This window comes from Chloroflexota bacterium (assembly GCA_009840355.1).
In the GTDB taxonomy this organism is placed as follows: domain Bacteria; phylum Chloroflexota; class Dehalococcoidia; order Lucifugimonadales; family JADFKI01; genus Bin90.
Genome location: VXNZ01000033.1, coordinates 65,441 through 82,868, shown reverse-complemented (window position 1 = coordinate 82,868; position 17,428 = coordinate 65,441). Strand labels below are relative to the sequence as shown.

Genomic DNA, 17,428 nt, shown 5'->3' with positions numbered 1-17,428 from the left:
AAGTACGGCTTCGCGCAAGTCGAAGGCAATGTCATACCCTTCGACCCAACCGGCGACGAACCATCAACCGACAACTCTGAACTGATAACTGATAACTCTAAACTGACACCCACGCTCAGAGACATCGTAGCCTACCCCATTGCCCGATACATCCGAGACCGCACAAACGAAGGCGAAACCCTAGTCGAAGCCCTCTGCGACATAATCCACGACGACGGAGAATACGACAGTCAAGCAGCGCAGGGCTTCGGATACGGTGGAGTCCGCCCGCCCGCAAAGCCACACCACAAGCTCGCAGCAGCAAGCGAACTCCTGCGCCGCGCATTCGGCGAGTCCGCCAAACGCCGCAGGTCCGCATCCTACGACCCCGAAGCGGACTTAGACGACGCAGCCCCCATCAACGGACACTTGGCAAAGCTAGTCCGAGACAAGACAAACGGCGGCACGGAAGCCGCAGAACTCCTCATACGCATAGCCGAAGACGACCGCAGCGATGGTGACTGGACAGCCGCGCACCGCGTAGCAGCCGCGCGTGAACTGCTCCACCGCGCCTACGACCTCAACTACGAAGCCGTAAGCTGGGAGCATGTGCAGGCGTACAAGCAAGCCACCGACTTCGCAGACGAAGGCGCAACCCTAGAACACGCCCGCATCCAAGCCGGACGCAACGCCCTGCTCCGCGAATTCAACGAAGCATACGAGTCCGGCGACGAAGAGGCAGCACAAGAAGCCGAGGACAAGTACAACGCCTACAACCGCTACATCACCGAAGGCAAAGACCCCGAAGACGCAATGGCATTCGCCACCTGTGGCCCCAACGACCCCGACCCCGAAGAACTACACACCCAAAACCCTGCACATCCTGTTACCCCAGTCCATTCTGAGCCTGTCCTGAGCGCAGTCGAAGGGCCTGTCGAAGGACGCGACCGCAAGCACACCGCCGCCGCCCAAATCCCCACCCCCAAGCTGACCATCCCCATCAACAACCGCAGCCCCTAAAAATCCTGTCCATTCTGTTAAGTATTCTGTTACAATTCAATGCGGGCTTTGCGCTTATACTTCCATAAAGAGAGAGTCAGCCGGCATTGAGGATACGAAAATTCGCGTGGGCGGATATAGATGCGATAACAAGCCTGTCCAATGAAATAGGCGGCGTGAGCGGAACGGGCAGGGCGTTGGACGCCGCCGGGATGCGCGCCGTTCTGTCTGTGCCGGGCACCGATCCTGAGCGGCACTGCTTCATATCAGAGCGCGATGGCAAGGCGGTCGGCTATGCGATAGTCTCGTATGAGCCGCCGATTTCGCGCGCAGTGGCGAGCGGCGGCGTGCTGGAAACACACCGCGGCAAGGGTATCGGGCGCGCGCTGATGCAAGCAGTCGTGGAACACGCAGCCTGTCTTGGCGTGGACGCGCTGCATGTGGAAGCGGGCGTTACGCACTCGACCGCACAGCACCTGCTCGAATCGCACGGCATGAAAGTGGTCAAGAGCCTGTGGAAGATGCGCTGGGAAGGCGGCAACTTGCCGGATGTGGACTTGCCGCCCTCGTTCGCGGTGCGCTCGCTAGTCGCCGGTCAGGATGAGGCAACGCTGACGGACTTGCAGAATACCGCCTTCAGCGAAAACTGGGGCTTCAGTCCGAACACAGTGGAGCAGATAAGCGCGCGCGTGGCGAACAACCGCGGCGGACCGGAGAGCATCATCTTCATCACCGAGGATGGCGAGCCTGCGGCGTACAACTGGACGATGTTCATGCCCGACGGCGACAGTGCGAGCGGCGTTGTGTCGATGACGGGCGTGCATCCGCGCCTTCGCGGACGCGGCATAGGCAAGGCGGTGGTAACGGCGGGCATCGCGTATCTGGTAGAGCGCGGCGCGTCCATAGTGGACCTAGAAGTGGACGCCGAAAACACCCCCGCCCGCGAACTCTACCTGAAGCTAGGCTTCCGCAAAATCGGCAGCAGCGTCTGGTACGAGAAGCGGTTTTAACATCCCGCTATTCAGGCATGCTATTCCTGCGCATCCATGAAAGTTAACCGCTTGAACATCGAAGTCTCGTGCATCTTCATCGTCTCCGGCAGCACGACGCCTCCGGAGAAGACTATCTTCATCGCCTCTTCAACGGTTATGTCTGTGGCGTAAACCTCTTCCTCGCGTACGAAGGCTAGGTTGCCCGATGTGGGGTTAGGCACGGTGGGGATGTACACCACGACCAGCACTGCGTCGTCCGGGCTGCTTGCGCGCGAATGCCCTGCGGTGAACCCCAGCGCGAACAGACCCGGGCGCGGCCATTCGACCAACACCACGCGATTGACCCTCTGTCCGGATGGCATCGTCAGGCTGTCTGTCGCCTGCTTTGCCACGCCGTAGATGTTCTTGACCACAGGGATGTTCGACAGCACGGCGACTTTGATGTTGACAGCCTTCCTGCCGAGGCTCCAGTTTGTCAGCAATCCGAAGATGTACAGCACGGCGAGCGCGCACAGCACGCTTATCGCGCCGGCGGTGAAGACCGCCAAATTGGGGAACGCGATGGCGATGCCCATCCAGTTGACCGCTACGCCGGACAGCCTGCCGAACATGCTGTCCACCAGTCGAAAGCCGAATATGAGTATCCAAGCGGTGATGATAAGCGGCAGCAGCACTAGGAATCCCGCGAGCACCATGCCCCAAAAGTGCCGTTCGATCCGAATGTGCACCGAAGACTCGCGATGTTCCTCAGCGTCAATGTCGCCAGCAGGGGGAATGTGCGAATCAGAGCCGTTCATGCGCATCCTCCCAATGTGTCTCGCATAAGAATAACAGCGAGCTAACAGGATGGTAAAGCTGGTATGGGTGCAAAAATCCCGCTAGTTCTGTCCATCCGTGTCAGTAATAACATTATGGTAACAGGCAATCATATCATTTGCCATAGCCGCCCAGCTCATCCTATTCGCTTTGCGCCGCGCCGACCCGCCCATCGCCTGCCGCAGCGACGGGTTCTCCAGCAGCGTTTCGAGGCTGCGCGCGAAGGCGTCCGGACAGCGCCAAGGCACAAGATAGCCGGTCTTGCCGTGTTCCACAAATGTGGTAAGCCCGCCGACCCGCGACACTACGACGGGCGTGCCGCAAGCCATTGCCTCCACCGCGACAAGCCCGAAGCTTTCGTACCACGAAGGCAGCACGAACACATCCGCCGCATTGTAGTACGCTGGCAGCAGCTCTTGCTCAACCGACCCGGTGAATGTGACCATATCGCCAATGCCAAGTTCCGCTGCAAGCGTCCGCAGCCGCTCAACTTCCGTATCGCCTTCCAGTGTGCCGCCGACGATGAGCAGGCGCATGGTGTCTTCGCTTTTGCCGGAATTGCCGGAATCCGCGCGGTCATGGTCATACCCGATGCGCGACGGCGCCGCGTCTGCTATACCGCCGTCCTCGCTGACATGTTCACTATCGGCAATTCCCCCATCGTGCCTATCGTGCTCATTGTGCCTGTCGTGCTCATTGTGAATGAGAGACGCCGCGCGGATGAGGATATCGAGGCCCTTCAGCGGCTCGATGCGGCCGACATACAGGATGGTGCGCGTATCCGGCAGTCCGAGCGAATCGCGAGATGCGCGCTTGTCCGCTGGGCTGAACAGCGTGGTATCCACGCCCGGCGGAATGACCACGATGGGCGTGCCGTTAACCTGATACAGCCGCGAAATATCATCGCGCTCGATATATGTGGACACGACGAGCGCCTTTGCGGAGTTGATTATGCGCTGCTCGGCATTGGCGCGCTCTAGCGTTTCGCGTTCGCCTGCGCGCGCTCGCTGCTTGGTGCGCGCGAGCGTGTGGAAGGTGGCAAAGTGCGGCGCATCCCACACACGCCCTAGCTCGATGCCGACCACGCCCGACAGCCAGTAGTGGCTATGCACCAGCGCATACTCAACGCCCTCGCGCTGCTGAAACGCCAGCACCGCATCGACAAACTCGCCCGTGTACTGCAGCAGGTCTTCCTTGTCCGCATGCGCGGGACCCGCGTCAAGGTGGATGACGCGTGCGGTGCCGTGCTGTGGTGGCGTATCCGCGCCGCCTGCGTCGCTGGTATGCGCTGCGCTGCGATTATCTCCCATGCCGCTGCCGTCTGATGTGTCGGCCGGTAAAGTGTCAACAGGCGATATGCCCGCAGGGTATATGGGAATAATCTGCGGTTCGTCGCCGTAGTGCGTGCGGGTGAAAATATCGACATCGTTACCCTGCACGGCGAGTTCACGTGCGAGCTGGCGCACATAGACATTCATGCCGCCGGTGTTCTTCTCTCCCAGACGACCAACGGGCGAGCTGTGGAAGCATATCAGCGCGATTCTCATATTACGATTCGCAAAACTCCCTTCTCTCAAGATGGGGAGAAGGTTAGGATGGGAAGAATATCCTGGAGATGTTTGGCACGGTTGACCATCAATAGGTCAGCGTCGACCAAGCTTGCCCTAGGCACGCTGAATAACTAGCTCGTGGATGGTCTGATTCGTACCGCCGAGGTTGTACTTGTAGCGCTCCGAGCCGCGCAGGAAGTCGAAGGTCTTCTTGCCGCTTTCGATCGCGTCCTGGATGCAGAGCGCCTTGTTCAGCAAGCCCACGCTCAGGTTGGAGTATTCCGGGTCGTAGCCGCTGTTGTACAGCAGGTAGTCGCCGTTGTAGTCGAAGCAGATGCATGACGCCACGCGCACATCGTTAAGCTCCAGGAAGAATAGCTTGAACTGCTGCCGCTCCGAGAGCTCCTTCGCGAGTTCGCGGAAAAATTGCTCGCGGTCTGCGGTCAGGAAGTCGTCCTTGTCCGGTCTGCTCGCGCGCATCAGGCGGAAGAATTCGGGCATCGCGTCCGCAATCTCGCCTGCGTCTTGGAAGGCGTACTGCGTGGCTTCGTTGCCGTTGTTCAGACGGCGCAGCTTGCGGCGAAGTTCGTGGCGGTCCTTCTTGCGCAGCCCTGAAACATACTCGTCCCAAGACGGCTGCAAGTGCGTGTACGGCGATACATCTTCGTCCGATATGTCCGCAGACCAGCCGTTAGCCTCCGCCAGCGCGGGGAAGCGGCGCAGCGTCTCCGAGCTGTCTCGCAGCGACTTCAGTTCCATCGTGCGCCAGTCCATCGCCTCGATGCGCTGCCATATCGCGCCGTAGAAGTCATCCTCGCAGCCCTCACGCACAAGCAGGTCGTGGTAGTCGAACAGGTCTGTGTCGCCTAGGAACGACAGCGTGTCGCCCTTGACCATCAGCGGCGCGATGCCCAGCAGCGAATCGCCGTCGCGCACCGAGAATATCTCAAGGCTGGTGTCCGCGTTTCCGTAGCGCCGCCACCAAAGCTGCTGCCACCACGGCGTGATGAAAATGGTGTTGGCGCCGGTGTGCGGTAGAATACACTCCCATTCGTCGGCGATGCTGTTGAAATCCTCTTGTCGGACGCTGATTGTCATCGATCTCCCTATCTCCACTTATGGCACTCCGTCAAGGGCGCTCCATCAATGGCGGCGCGGGCGCGGTGCAAAATGCCATACGCACGCAATTCGTTTCCGGATATTTCGTTTCCCCATTGCCAAATGTCTGGGCCAAATGTCCGGCCCAAGAAATGTCCGGGACGCTGATTGTCGTTATCGAGTCTCCCTGAGCAGGGCGAAGATGTCCTGACGCAATTCGGGCTGGGTCTTCACGCTGCCTCTTGCGGCGGTGGTAACTATCTTGCTGCCCGGCTTGCGCACGCCGCGTATGGACATGCACATATGCTCGGCGCTCATTATGACCGCGGCGCCGGACGGCTGCAGCGTGTCGTACAGCGTATCGGCGAGTTGGCTTGTCAATCGTTCTTGTATCTGCGGCCTGCTCGAGAGTACATCAAGAGCGCGTGCCAGCTTGGATGCGCCTGCTACGCGTCCCGTTGGTATGTAGGCGATGTGCGCGATGCCGAAGAAAGGCAGGAAGTGGTGCTCGCAGATGGAATGGAACGGAATGTCGCGCAGTATGACCGTCTCGTCGTAGCCCTCGTCGAAAGTGGTGGTGAGCACGCTTGCGGCATCCTTGCCGATGCCCCAAAATAGTTCGCCGTACATCTCGGCTATGCGGCGGGGTGTGTCCGCCAAGCCTTCGCGCTGCGGGTCTTCGCCAATGGCGACCAGCACCTCCCTTACGGCGTCTTGTATCTTGGCGTAGTCCATATAATATATCTAATTCTAATCCACTTTCTTGACAGGACTGAATGACCATGCAACGCACACAACCCAGGCAAAAAAAGTCCAACCTAAGAAAATGTTAATCAAGCATATTGGGACTATCTGATGATGTTTCCGTACAAGGGCGATAATGCATGGAATAAAGTATGCCGCTATAAAGGGTGCGAGCAAGATTAGTTCAAAGAGCCCGAGTCTAAATGGCATCAGAGATAACTCTCCTTAAAGCATTTTTCGGCTTGCGATGGGAAACGAAGATATTCATAGACAGCCACCCCAACCCTAACCTTCCCCCATCGAGAGGGAAGGGACATATGTGATTATGCAAGTCCCATGGCGTCTTCGATGGCGGCGGTATCGGCGGGGAACTCTTCCCTGAATACGGGATCCACGCTCACCGCGGTATCAGGGTCTTTCAAGCCGCTGCCGGTGATGACGCAGACGACCTTGCTGTCATCCAGGCGCATGCCGCCGCGAGCCAGCTTCAGCAGCCCCGCAACTGAGGCAGCTGACGCCGGTTCGCAGAAGATACCTTCCTCTCGCGCCATAAGCGTGTACGCTTCCATAATTTCGTCGTCGGTAACGGAGTCTATCGCGCCGCCGGATTCGTCGCGCGCGCGGACTGCCTTCGTCCAGCTCGCCGGGTTGCCCACGCGGATTGCGGACGCGATGGTGTCCGGTGTCTCTATCGGATGCCCCTTGACGATAGCTGCCGCGCCTTCCGCTTCGAAGCCCATCATCTTGGGCAGCGTCCCCGTCCATTCCATCTGATGCGCTTCCTGAAAGCCCATCCAGTATGCGGTGATGTTGCCTGCGTTGCCAACGGGAATGAACAGATGGTCCGGTGCGGTGCCAAGATCGTTGACAATTTCAAACGCGGCGGTCTTCTGACCTTGCAGGCGATACGGGTTGAGCGAGTTCACAAGCACGACGGGATGCTTTGCGGCGAGCTCGCGCACGATGCGAAGCGCGTCGTCGAAGCCGCCGTCGATGAGCATGATACGCGCACCGTAGGTTACCGCTTGCGCCAGCTTTCCCCGCGCGACATACTTGTTCGGCACCACGATGACGGTGTTCAAGCCGCAACGCGCGCCGTAAGCGGCAGCCGAAGCCGATGTGTTGCCGGTTGAAGCGCAGACGATAGTGTCGCCGCCTTCTTCAAGCGCCTTCGCCACCGCAACGACCATGCCCCTGTCCTTGAACGAGCCGGTCGGGTTGCAGATTTCCAGTTTGAAATACAGTTCGCCACAGCCTGCCTCTGCCGCAATCGACTCGGACTTGACGAGAGGCGTGTCGCCTTCGCCCAGTGTGAAGATGGGCGTTTTTTCGGTCAAAGGAAGGTATTCCCCATACCTTTCGAGGACTCCGTTTATCATCTCTCTCCGCTTGAATCGCGCTGGGCTGGCAGGGTTAGCGTATGACGCTCAGACTGCTTGATTTTAACACAAATCGCCCTGAAAGACGAAAATTAACATCCATGTACAGAGGATAGACGGGATTGGGATGATTTTGTCGTGGCGTACTTGAATAGGGGAGTTGGGAGACAATACAATGGATGCTCACCGATTGGGCAAAGAAGGAAGGGCGCTTATGGAGATACAGATATTTTCCAGAAACATGAGGCTTAGTGAGAGGTCTGAGGATTACATTCAGAAGAAGGTGGCACGCTTGGAGCGGCATCTGACCGAACGGGCGGACGCGAAGCTGGAACTTAGGCGCACTTCACGCCGCTCCGAAACCGACCGCTTCGTGGCACAGATGACGATAAGCGCGAGCGGCGCGACGCTGCGCGGACAAGAGACGGGATTGACGCTGTTCGCGGCAATGGACGCCGTCACGGATGTGATGGACAAGCAGATTCGCCGCTACAAGGGCAGGGCGTACAGGACATCGCAGGCGCGCAGATCGGCACGCACTCAGGCGATGCGCGAGGACGCGGGAGCATTGCTCGAAGAACTGGACGCCGCTATCGAGGATGAGGTCGATGAAGCGATGGAGGAATTGGGTAGCCTCGTGCGCGTGAAGCGGTTCGCTATGAAGCCTATGACCGTCGAGGACGCTATAATGGAGATGGAATTGCTCGACCATGACTTCTTCCTGTTCCACAACACGGAGACGAACAAGTACAGCGTGGTGTACAGGCGCGCGGACGGGGATTATGGGATGATAGAACCGGACGCGGCGTAGGGACGGTGGGTAACAGGATTAACAGGATGGGAAGGATAGGACGTAGTGAGGGTGCGATAGACGAAGAGAACTCGACTAGGCACAGAACAGTTGAAGAGGTGCAGCTAGCAGTGTCTCGATTGTCGAGGGAAGAACTCAACGAATTCAGGGAATGGTACGAAGAGTTCGACGCAGAGGTATGGGACAGGGAATTCGAGGAAGATGTGAAGGCGGGAAGACTGGACGCGCTCGCTGAGAAGGCGATGGAGAATTTTCGGGCTGGCAGGTACACGGAGTCGTAACCGCCGCCGATAACGAAGTTCGCTTGGGTTGACGCGCGATTGCGCGAATGAAGGAGTATGGAATGTCACTGATGGCACAGGATCCCGAAATCGGGCGTGCGATTCAGAACGAAATCGAGCGGCAGCGCAGCAATATCAACCTGATAGCGTCCGAAAACTACGCCAGCTCAGCCGTGCTAGAGGCGCAGGGTTCGGTGTTCACGAACAAGTACGCAGAGGGCTACCCGGGGCGGCGCTACTACGGCGGCTGTGAGTTCGTGGATGTGGCGGAACGGCTTGCCATCAGTCGCGCTAAGCAGCTGTTCGGCGCGGAGCACGCGAATGTGCAGCCACACAGCGGTGCGCAGGCGAACATGGCGGCGTACTTCGCCACTGTCCAGCCCGGCGACACCATCATGGGCATGAGCCTCGACCAAGGCGGACATCTGACGCACGGCGCATCGGTGAACTTTTCCGCGAAGATTTACGATGTCGTGCAGTATGGCGTTGACCGCGAGTTGGAGAAGATAGACTACGACGCGGTCGAGCGGCTCGCGAAAGAGCATCGCCCGAAGATCATAGTAACCGGCGCGAGCGCATATACCCGCATCATCGACTTTCCGCGATTCCGCAGCATCGCAGACGAGGTTGGCGCCAAGCTGATGGTTGACATGGCGCATATCGCAGGGCTTGTCGCCGCAGATGAGCACCCGTCGCCCGTCCCGCATGCCGAAATCGTAACCACGACCACGCACAAGACGCTGCGCGGACCGCGAGGCGGCATGATATTGTGCGACGAAGAGCACCGCCGCGCCATCAACAGCGCCGTGTTCCCTAACATGCAGGGCGGACCGCTGGAGCACATCATCGCGGCAAAGGCGGTCGCTTTCGGCGAGGCGATGCAGCCGGAGTTCGTGGAATACCAGAAGAGCATCCGCGCTAACGCGGTCGCGCTCGCGGACGAATTGCAGGCGGGCGGTCTGCGGCTTGTATCCGGCGGCACGGACAACCACATCGTGCTGGTGGACCTGACGCCGGCGGACATCACCGGGCGGCAGGCAGAAGAGGCGCTGGGCGAGGCGAACATCGTGGTGAACCGCAACGCCATCCCTTTCGACCAAAAGCCTCCGCGCACCGCAAGCGGCTTGCGGCTAGGCACGCCATCCATTACCAGCCGAGGAATGGGCGTCCAAGAAGCGCGTCAGGTAGGCCGCCTAATCCTGCGCGTGTTAGGCAACCTATCCAGCGAAACCACCAAGCGCCAAGTCCGCGAAGAAGCCATGTCCCTCTGCGACCGCTTCCCCGCGCCCGGCTTGTAGCCTTGCTGCCCTTGCGGAAGATGGCAAAAATCCTGTTAATCCTGCGGGTTTAAGATTCTCCACCCAAATCACAGCCACACCGAAGTAATGTCCCACTGCCACAGCAGCAGCGACGCCTGCGATTGCAAGTCCAGCATATTGTGGCAGACGATTGCCGCGAGGCGATTCGTTGTCCACGCGCCATTAGGGAGCCGGTATATCCTGCTTGTGCGGTCGTCCGCGTTAGTGTTCGCGGGGTCTGTCGGCGGGCCTGCGAGCTGCCGTCTGATTTCCGGATCTTGGAGCATCACCAGGTGCTGCCGCCACCAGACATGCGGCGCGCCGCCAAGCGCCTCCCGCGATATGACCTCGTTCACCGACTTCGCGCTGCGCATCGTCCGCCGCATCGTGCTGAAATCACGCTCGCGGTCGTAGCCCGCGATGCCCCAGCGGTAGTAGAAGACGGGTGGACGGATGAGTTCGCGCAGGCGGGGCCACTTCAACGACTGCTGATCCGCGACCGACCGCCAAGCGTCCATCGTGTCGTGTTCGATGTGCGCCTCGCCGCCGATTGCATCGGCAATCCAGCCGCCAACGAACTTGCGATTGTAGGCGTAGAATGGGCGGGGGAGTGTGTTCCAGAGGCGTTTGACTTCGGCTGCCAGCGCCTCGCAGTCGGCTTCGTTCTCGGCTTGCAGGATGCGGATTGCGTTGCCGCTGAGCGTGCCGAATGTGAACATCCCATTCGGCTTGGGCGACAGGCTGACGGTTTCGACGTCGATTATCGTGCCTTCGATGGCGATGCCCTTCAGGGTGAAGTCGAGGGTCTGCATCAGCCGTTATTCAACAGGAAGGTTAGGGCGTTCTTTGCGGCTTCTTGCTCTGCAAGCGACTTGCTGCGCCCAGAACCTGTTCCCATAGCGACGCCGTTGACCAAAACTTCCGCAATGAATGTCGGTGCGTGGTCCTGTCCGGACTCACCGGTGATGCGATATTTCGGCGCGGAGAGACCCTTGCCTTGCGCCAACTCCTGCAGCGCGGACTTCGGGTGCTGCGAGTGCGGCGTGGCGTCCGCTAACTCGGCATTCAGCGAGTTGACGCAGAATTCGCGCGCCGCATCGTAACCCTTGTCGAGGAATATCGCGCCGACAATTGCCTCGAACGCGCCCGCCAAGTTGGAATCGCGCGACCTGCCACCGTTCGCTAACTCGCCTGCGCCCATAAGCAGCAGCTGCCCGATTTCAAGGCGTCGGGCAGCTGCTGCCAGCGTTTCATCCTTAACGATGTTGGAACGCATAGAAGTCAGCGCGCCTTCCTGCTGCTCCGGGAATCGGGCGTAGAGCGCTTCCGCGATTGCCATATCAAGCACTGCGTCGCCCAGGAATTCCAGCCGTTCGTTGTCCTCCGCGCCATTACCAGCGTGTTCGTTGATGTACGAGCTATGAGTCAGCGCGGTCGTGAGCAAACTGCTTTCGTCAAGCAAGTTGCCGATGGACTTCTTGAATGTGTCTGTGGGTGTAGTGTCGGGCATGGCGATGGTCAGTGAATACGTCGAATATCTTACAGGTGCTGGAAACTTACATCGATGAATAGGATAGACAGGATTGGGTTGTTGGCGATGGTTGATAGGAGATAGTGCAGTGAAAGGGGCATCCACATTCGGATGCCCCTCTACACTACTAAAAATCTACCCCAGCACGCCCTTGGGCCACGGGGGCTGCGGGCGCTTGATTTCGCCGAAGTAGTTGCGGTGGTTGGCGAGCGCTATGTAGTGCTCGAACGATGCTACCGCGTCCTCGTCGTCGGGGATGAACGCCTTCAGGTATGCCATGTTGCCGTTCTCGAACACATACGTCGGCGTGCCGAATATGCCCTCGGAGATTGCGGCTTCATGTTCTTCGCCAATCTTGCGGCGCAGTTCCGGGTCCTTCATGTCCTCGCGCATCTGGGCGGAGTCCAAGCCCAAGCTCTCGGCGAGTTCCAGGATCGCGTCCTCGTCGCTGAGCGAGATGCGGCCTTCGCCGCCGTGCCGCGCGACCAGCAGCGCCAGGTGGAACTTCGCATGCGCATCTTCGCCCTGTCGTCGTGCCGCCTCAGCAGCAATCTGCGATACGAGCGAGCGGCGCTCCGATGCGTCTTCCTGCTCCCAGACTTTCCAGTTGGAATCCAAGCCCTCTTTCAGATTGTGAGCGTTCTGCTCGAGGGAGAAGTTCTTCCAAGTGATATTCAGGTTGTCTCCGTAAGCCTTCTTTACCTTATCCAGCCACACGGCTGTATTATAGACCCACGGTCAAGCATAGTCGCCGTAAATTTCTACTTTCAGGTTCTCCATAATGCCTGTCTCCTTTCGGCTTGGATGTCTTCGAGTCGATGGCCCGATTCAGCCTGTTGTAATCAGAGCCACTACGATGGCCGTTCCTACTCCTGCGGCAAGGCCTATAAGCCCGATAATCCAGTTCCTGACTTCCCTGATGTCGGCTTCGAGTTTCTCAAAACTTGCTTTGACGTCGTCTCGGCACTCATCGACGCGCTCGTCGGTCGCCGCCCGAGCGGTTTCAAGTTGCGCAATGCGCTGCTCTCGGTTTGCCATACCAACAATCGATGCTTGTCGTGGCTTGATTGTAGCACAAGGGGAAAGAGTTTTCAGTAGACCAACGGTTCACCGTTCGACAGGCTCCAAAGGCTCGTCACAAAAGGAGTTTGGTATGGGTAACAGACTTGCAACTTTCTTGAAACAACCATGTAACATTTGCTTAACATAAATGAAACATTGGTGGCGTAGATTTTCCCCATCGTGTCATTCTCATACACTACATGAAAGGAAGGGAAAGAGAGATGACTTTATTGGGGGCTATGTTGAAGCCTACGACCTTGAAAATGCGCCTGCTGATGATTGGGCTGCTGGCTGTCGGCATCGTGCTGGGCGGCGGCGGCATCGCATACGCACAGAGCGCCGAAGAGGTTATGGGCACGCTGGACAACGCGATTCTGGTGGTCGCGGCGGCGCTGGTGTTCTTCATGCAGGCAGGCTTTGCCTTCCTCGGCGCCGGACTCATCCGCGCCAAGAACACCGTAAACTACATGACGAAGTCCTTCTTGGACTTCTGCATCGCGTCTTTGGGCTTCTGGGCATTCGGCTATGCGCTGATGTTCGGCGGCGGCGCGGCGGCAGGTTTCATCGGCTTGGAAGGTTTCTTCCTCGCTAACTTCAACGACGGCGACCTCGTGAGCTGGTTCTTCCAGATGGTCTTCGCTGGCACGGCGGCGACGATTATTGCCGGAGCGATGGCAGAGCGCACGAAGATCAACGCCTACTTCGCGTATAGCTTCATCGTCGGCGCGCTTATATACCCAATCTACGGACACTGGGCATGGAGCGACCACGGCTGGCTGGCAAGCATGGGCTTCGCTGACTACGCAGGCTCCGGCGTCGTGCACATGATTGGCGGCTTCCTTGCGCTCGCCGGCGCGATGGTCGTCGGTCCTCGCAAGGGCTGGGAGCAGGGCATCACCATTCGCGGTCACAATGTTCCGTATGTGGTCATCGGCACTTTCATCCTGTTCTTCGGCTGGTTCGGCTTCAACATCAACTCCGCGACGCTCGGCTTGAACGCGGTCAACACGCTGCTCGCCGGCGCTGCCGGCGCGACAGCCGCGATATATGTAACGCTGATTCGCACAGGCAAGGCAGACATCGAGATGGCGGCGAACGGCGCGCTCGCCGGTCTGGTCGGCATCACCGCCGGCTGCGCATACGTCGATACTTGGGGGGCGGTCGTCATCGGTCTGATAGCGGGCATCATAATGATCTTCGGCGTCAGCTTCGTGAAGAATGTGCTGAAGGCGGACGACCCGGTAGGCGCAGTTACGGTGCACGGCATCTGCGGCGCTTGGGGCTTGCTCGCGGTAGGCATCTTTGCCACCGGACATAACGATGTAACCGGAATGGTAGTCGGCAACTTCACGCAGATTATTCCGCAGATAGTCGGCATCGTCGCCGCGATAGTCTGGGGCTTCGGCGGCGGCTTCATACTATTCAAGGTGCTAGACCTGACTATGGGCTTGCGCGTTGATGAGCAGGAAGAGGAAGACGGCCTGGACGAGCACGAGCACGGCACGGTCGCCTATCCGGTAGCCGAGTAATCGACAAAGCTAACGCCGGCTAGCGTCAATGGACAAGTAACGGGACGGGATGGGCAGGAAACGGCACGACGAAGCCTATCCTGTCCATCCTGCGTATCCAAGCTGGTTAATCGGCAATATGTAACATCGATGTAACAATTGCGTAACACGCTTGAAACATGCCTGCCGCAAAATGGTTTGTAACTCATACACAACAGACACATTCTTCTATCACGGGAGGCAGTTATTATGGAGTTGATGCTAGCAGGTGTGGCATTCGCCGCGTTGTTCGCCTTGTGGGTGGTTGTTCCCAGCGCGGTTCGCAGGAACCGCAGTAAGTAATCCCGGCTGAATAATTGGAAATCAGCCATAAATCTTGTAAAATTACCAGCGAGGCTTTATCACATGAAAGTCTCGCTGGTTTGCTGTCTAAACCGATTTGCGGCAGCGTATCACACGCCAATCCGCCCGACATGGCGGACCGATAATCCGTTAAGGCGCTCTAGTCATATAGTCCCAACAGGAGGCAAGGAATGAATGTTTACAAGGCGGAATACATCTGGGTGGACGGCACCGAGCCTACCGCCAAACTCCGCTCTAAGGGCAAAGTTGTGCCCGTCGGCGAAGAGCCGCCGGTGTGGGGCTTTGACGGCTCCAGTACTAACCAGGCGCCCGGCGAGGACTCGGACTGCGTGCTGAACCCCGTGTTCACCTGCCCTGACCCGATCCGTGGCGGCGACAACGTGCTGGTGATGTGCGAAGTGCTGCTGCCGGACATGACCCCGCATCCCTCCAACACGCGCGCAGCATGCGCAGCTGCCGCCGAGAAGTACGCCGACCTGGACTTCTGGTTCGGCATCGAGCAGGAATACACCTTCTTCACCGGCGTCAGGTCGCAGCCTCTTGGCTGGCCCGAGAATGGCTTCCCCGCACCGCAGGGCGGCTACTACTGCGGCGTCGGTTCGGACGAAGTGTTCGGCCGCCCGGTAGTCGAAGAGCATCTAGACGCCTGCATCGCAGCCGGCTTGGAAATCTCCGGTATCAACGCCGAAGTTATGCCCGCGCAGTGGGAGTTCCAGGTCGGTCCCGTCGGCTCGCCCGCAGTGGCAGACCAGCTCTGGATCGCGCGCTGGCTGCTGTATCGCATCGGTGAGAGCCACAGCGTCGCCGCCACGCTCGATCCCAAGCCCGTCAAAGGCGACTGGAACGGCGCCGGAGCGCACACCAATTTCTCCACGAACGCCATGCGCGAGAACTACGATGCCTGCATTGCCGCGGCAGAGGCGCTTGGCGGCAACCACGAAGAGCATATCGCCAACTATGGCGCGGACATCGAACAGAGGCTGACCGGCCTCCACGAGACCGCATCCTACAAGGAATTCAAATACGGCGTCTCCGACAGGGGCGCGTCCGTTCGGATACCTTGGCAGGTCGCCCGCGACGGCAAGGGCTACATCGAGGACAGGCGACCCAACGCCAACATGGATCCGTACAAGGTTACGGAACTCATCATCAACACCGTCGGCTCGGCGGCATCGGCGTAACGCCGGCGCATTCCTGACGATATGATGATAAATTGACGGCTGTCATAGCCGAAGAACCGAAGCCTGTGCAGCGCCGGGGATGGAATTGCGCAGGCTTCTTTCGCGTCAAAATGAAGTCGTAGCAAGAGTTAGGCTGGCAATGTGGTGCCTGCTGCCCATGTACGCTTGCTTCCGCGCATTAGATTGACACAATTTTCACAAACTGATATACTATCTCAACCGCGAATTACAGGCGTGCAGCAGTATCATGGCAATCACCGCAGGCACGGCTGTCTGATATTCGTGCATGCCCACATGCCGCAATCGGCGAGCGTGGCGATCATAAAGAGGCTGACATGTTAGCGAGAGACTACGAAGCGACTGAATTCGTTCTGCGTGAGGCGCGAGAGAACGATGTCAAGTTTATTCGTCTATGGTTCGCCGACATACTAGGCAATCTGAAGGGCTTCGCCATCACAGTCGAAGAACTCGAGCACTCGCTCACACGCGGCATGGGCTTTGACGGTTCCGCGATTGAAGGCTTTGTGCGCTCGGACGAGCGCGATATGTACGCGCTGCCCGACCCGAACACCTTCAACGTGCTGCCATGGCGGCCGCGCGAGAACGCCGTTGCGCGCATGTTCTGCGACATCATCACGCCCGACGACGAACCTCTCGAAAGCGACCCGCGCGCCGTGCTCAGGCGCAACCTCGCGGACGCATCGAAACTCGGCTATACATACTATGTCGGCCCGGAAATAGAGTACTTCTATTTCAAAGACGCGAAGGGCACGGTTACCGAGGACAGGGGCAGCTACTTCGGGCAGGGCGCCGGCGACGATGCGACCGACCTGCGCCGCCAGACCGTCCTGACGCTCGAAGACATCGGCATCCCTGTCGAATCCAGCCATCAGGAAGGCGCGCCCAGCCAGCACGAAATCGATTTGCGCCACACAGACGCCCTCACCATGGCGGATACGATTATGACTTATCGGCTGGTGGTCAAAGAGGTCGCGCGGCAGAACGGCTATTACGCGACCTTCATGCCCAAGCCGCTGGACGGCGTGAACGGCAGCGGCATGCACATGCACCAGTCGCTGTTCCAAGGCGACAGGAACGCCTTCTACGACGACGATGACGAACACCATCTGTCCGAGACGGCGAAGTTCTTCATCGCAGGGCTGATGAAGCACGCCCGCGAGATTACCGCCGTAACTAACCAGTGGGTGAACTCGTACAAGCGCCTCGTGCCAGCGTTCGAGGCGCCGACCTATGTTACATGGTCAACTGTCAACCGTGCCGACCTCATTCGTGTGCCCGACTTCAAGCCGGGCAGGGAAGAATCGCGGCGCATCGAGTTTCGCTCGCCCGATCCGGCGTGCAATCCGTATCTGGCGTTCAGCGTGATGTTGGCGGCTGGCTTAAAGGGCATCGAGAATCGCTACGAATTCCCGCAGCCCGCGCAGGTGAACGCCCTTCGCCTGACGCAAGCGGAACGCGACGAACTTGGCATCGAGGCGCTGCCTGCCAATCTGTGGGAGGCAATTGGCATCACCGAACGAAGTGAACTCGTGCAAGACGCGCTGGGAGGGGCTGTGTTCAACAGCTTCATAGAGAATAAGAAGATAGAGTGGGAGAACTATCACAGCCGCGTGGCGGACTACGAGAAAGAGCACTATTTGCCGGTGCTATAACGCCGGCGGCTCGGCAATCGCACTACGGACGCGGCGTTTCGATTCTCTCGCAAATCCTAATTCCCGCCTACGTGTAGTGCGCAATTCCCCGCGCAACCATGCACCGGAGAGCCGCGATTTCCCCACATTATATTTCCCCCTCTATAAGGGGCAATACCTACCT

The 17,428-nt window shown here is 58.8% G+C and carries 17 protein-coding genes and 1 pseudogene; 7 read left to right on the top strand and 11 right to left on the bottom strand.

Features of this window, described 5'->3' with window-relative positions:
- The first annotated feature begins 1,085 nt into the window (after positions 1-1,085).
- Positions 1,086-1,988 carry a GNAT family N-acetyltransferase gene (locus tag F4X57_09845; protein MYC07455.1) on the top strand — a complete coding sequence of 301 codons (903 nt, stop codon included), beginning with the start codon at positions 1,086-1,088 and terminating at the stop codon, positions 1,986-1,988.
- Positions 1,989-2,008: 20 nt separating this feature from the next.
- Here F4X57_09845 and F4X57_09840 read toward each other — a convergent pair whose 3' ends face one another.
- The 7 genes and pseudogenes from F4X57_09840 to F4X57_09810 all read right to left on the bottom strand — a co-directional run bounded on the left by F4X57_09840 (position 2,009) and on the right by F4X57_09810 (position 7,557).
- The gene (locus F4X57_09840; GenBank protein ID MYC07454.1) at positions 2,009-2,773 is read right to left on the bottom strand and encodes a DUF502 domain-containing protein; all 765 of its coding nucleotides are present in this window, start codon (positions 2,771-2,773) and stop codon (positions 2,009-2,011) included.
- Between the two features lie 75 nt (positions 2,774-2,848).
- Positions 2,849-3,322 (bottom strand): glycosyltransferase family 1 protein, encoded by a 474-nt coding sequence (locus tag F4X57_09835; GenBank protein ID MYC07453.1) that lies wholly within the window; start codon positions 3,320-3,322, stop codon positions 2,849-2,851.
- A gap of 870 nt (positions 3,323-4,192) precedes the next feature.
- Positions 4,193-4,333: pseudogene (locus F4X57_09830) on the bottom strand (glycosyltransferase family 1 protein).
- Positions 4,334-4,450: 117 nt separating this feature from the next.
- Positions 4,451-5,434 carry a GNAT family N-acetyltransferase gene (locus F4X57_09825; protein MYC07452.1) on the bottom strand — a complete coding sequence of 328 codons (984 nt, stop codon included), beginning with the start codon at positions 5,432-5,434 and terminating at the stop codon, positions 4,451-4,453.
- Positions 5,435-5,608: 174 nt separating this feature from the next.
- Positions 5,609-6,169, bottom strand: a complete 561-nt coding sequence (gene folE / locus F4X57_09820; GenBank protein MYC07451.1) for a GTP cyclohydrolase I FolE — start codon at positions 6,167-6,169, stop codon at positions 5,609-5,611.
- Positions 6,170-6,184: 15 nt separating this feature from the next.
- On the bottom strand, positions 6,185-6,388 hold the full coding sequence (locus F4X57_09815; GenBank protein MYC07450.1) for a superinfection immunity protein: 204 nt from the start codon (positions 6,386-6,388) through the stop codon (positions 6,185-6,187).
- A gap of 113 nt (positions 6,389-6,501) precedes the next feature.
- Positions 6,502-7,557 carry a threonine synthase gene (locus F4X57_09810; protein ID MYC07449.1) on the bottom strand — a complete coding sequence of 352 codons (1,056 nt, stop codon included), beginning with the start codon at positions 7,555-7,557 and terminating at the stop codon, positions 6,502-6,504.
- Between the two features lie 175 nt (positions 7,558-7,732).
- Between F4X57_09810 and raiA the strand changes: the two genes are divergently transcribed.
- The 3 genes from raiA to F4X57_09795 are packed head-to-tail and all read left to right on the top strand — an operon-like array spanning position 7,733 to position 9,947.
- Positions 7,733-8,368: a ribosome-associated translation inhibitor RaiA gene (gene raiA / locus F4X57_09805; GenBank protein MYC07448.1), complete on the top strand. Its 636-nt coding sequence runs from the start codon at positions 7,733-7,735 to the stop codon at positions 8,366-8,368.
- Between the two features lie 56 nt (positions 8,369-8,424).
- Entirely contained in the window at positions 8,425-8,649 is a 225-nt protein-coding gene (locus F4X57_09800; protein ID MYC07447.1) for a hypothetical protein, read from the top strand.
- Positions 8,650-8,696: 47 nt separating this feature from the next.
- Positions 8,697-9,947, top strand: a complete 1,251-nt coding sequence (locus tag F4X57_09795; protein ID MYC07446.1) for a serine hydroxymethyltransferase — start codon at positions 8,697-8,699, stop codon at positions 9,945-9,947.
- Positions 9,948-10,015: 68 nt separating this feature from the next.
- Here the strand turns inward: F4X57_09795 and F4X57_09790 are convergent, their stop codons facing one another.
- From F4X57_09790 to F4X57_09775, 4 genes are all read right to left on the bottom strand, one after another.
- Positions 10,016-10,759 (bottom strand): hypothetical protein, encoded by a 744-nt coding sequence (locus F4X57_09790; protein MYC07445.1) that lies wholly within the window; start codon positions 10,757-10,759, stop codon positions 10,016-10,018.
- Positions 10,759-11,457 carry a ribonuclease III gene (gene rnc / locus F4X57_09785; GenBank protein MYC07444.1) on the bottom strand — a complete coding sequence of 233 codons (699 nt, stop codon included), beginning with the start codon at positions 11,455-11,457 and terminating at the stop codon, positions 10,759-10,761. Before rnc ends, F4X57_09790 begins: the two co-directional genes overlap by 1 nt.
- Before the next feature lie 156 nt (positions 11,458-11,613).
- Positions 11,614-12,195 (bottom strand): hypothetical protein, encoded by a 582-nt coding sequence (locus F4X57_09780; GenBank protein MYC07443.1) that lies wholly within the window; start codon positions 12,193-12,195, stop codon positions 11,614-11,616.
- 111 nt (positions 12,196-12,306) lie between these two features.
- Positions 12,307-12,516, bottom strand: coding sequence for a hypothetical protein (locus F4X57_09775; protein MYC07442.1), 210 nt, complete (start codon positions 12,514-12,516; stop codon positions 12,307-12,309).
- Positions 12,517-12,809: 293 nt separating this feature from the next.
- On the opposite strand from F4X57_09775, the gene F4X57_09770 reads away from it, so the two are divergent.
- The 3 genes from F4X57_09770 (at position 12,810) to F4X57_09760 (ending at position 17,265) form a co-directional block, all read left to right on the top strand.
- Positions 12,810-14,069, top strand: coding sequence for an ammonium transporter (locus F4X57_09770; protein MYC07441.1), 1,260 nt, complete (start codon positions 12,810-12,812; stop codon positions 14,067-14,069).
- Between the two features lie 512 nt (positions 14,070-14,581).
- Positions 14,582-15,592, top strand: coding sequence for a glutamine synthetase (locus tag F4X57_09765; protein ID MYC07440.1), 1,011 nt, complete (start codon positions 14,582-14,584; stop codon positions 15,590-15,592).
- 335 nt (positions 15,593-15,927) lie between these two features.
- Entirely contained in the window at positions 15,928-17,265 is a 1,338-nt protein-coding gene (locus F4X57_09760; protein ID MYC07439.1) for a glutamine synthetase, read from the top strand.
- Positions 17,266-17,428 lie beyond the last annotated feature (163 nt).

Bases quoted from the DNA above. Each gene is read 5' to 3' on its own strand.
- F4X57_09795 (MYC07446.1), top strand. From the start codon at position 8,697: ATGAAGGAGTATGGAATGTCACTGATGGCACAGGATCCCGAAATCGGG.
- F4X57_09765 (MYC07440.1), top strand. From the start codon at position 14,582: ATGAATGTTTACAAGGCGGAATACATCTGGGTGGACGGCACCGAGCCT.
- F4X57_09840 (MYC07454.1), bottom strand. From the start codon at position 2,773: ATGCGCATGAACGGCTCTGATTCGCACATTCCCCCTGCTGGCGACATT.
- F4X57_09810 (MYC07449.1), bottom strand. From the start codon at position 7,557: ATGATAAACGGAGTCCTCGAAAGGTATGGGGAATACCTTCCTTTGACC.
- rnc (MYC07444.1), bottom strand. From the start codon at position 11,457: ATGCCCGACACTACACCCACAGACACATTCAAGAAGTCCATCGGCAAC.
- raiA (MYC07448.1), top strand. From the start codon at position 7,733: ATGGATGCTCACCGATTGGGCAAAGAAGGAAGGGCGCTTATGGAGATA.
- F4X57_09760 (MYC07439.1), top strand. From the start codon at position 15,928: ATGTTAGCGAGAGACTACGAAGCGACTGAATTCGTTCTGCGTGAGGCG.
- F4X57_09775 (MYC07442.1), bottom strand. From the start codon at position 12,516: ATGGCAAACCGAGAGCAGCGCATTGCGCAACTTGAAACCGCTCGGGCG.
- folE (MYC07451.1), bottom strand. From the start codon at position 6,169: ATGGACTACGCCAAGATACAAGACGCCGTAAGGGAGGTGCTGGTCGCC.
- F4X57_09835 (MYC07453.1), bottom strand. From the start codon at position 3,322: ATGCGCCTGCTCATCGTCGGCGGCACACTGGAAGGCGATACGGAAGTT.
- F4X57_09815 (MYC07450.1), bottom strand. From the start codon at position 6,388: ATGCCATTTAGACTCGGGCTCTTTGAACTAATCTTGCTCGCACCCTTT.
- F4X57_09790 (MYC07445.1), bottom strand. From the start codon at position 10,759: ATGCAGACCCTCGACTTCACCCTGAAGGGCATCGCCATCGAAGGCACG.
- F4X57_09825 (MYC07452.1), bottom strand. From the start codon at position 5,434: ATGACAATCAGCGTCCGACAAGAGGATTTCAACAGCATCGCCGACGAA.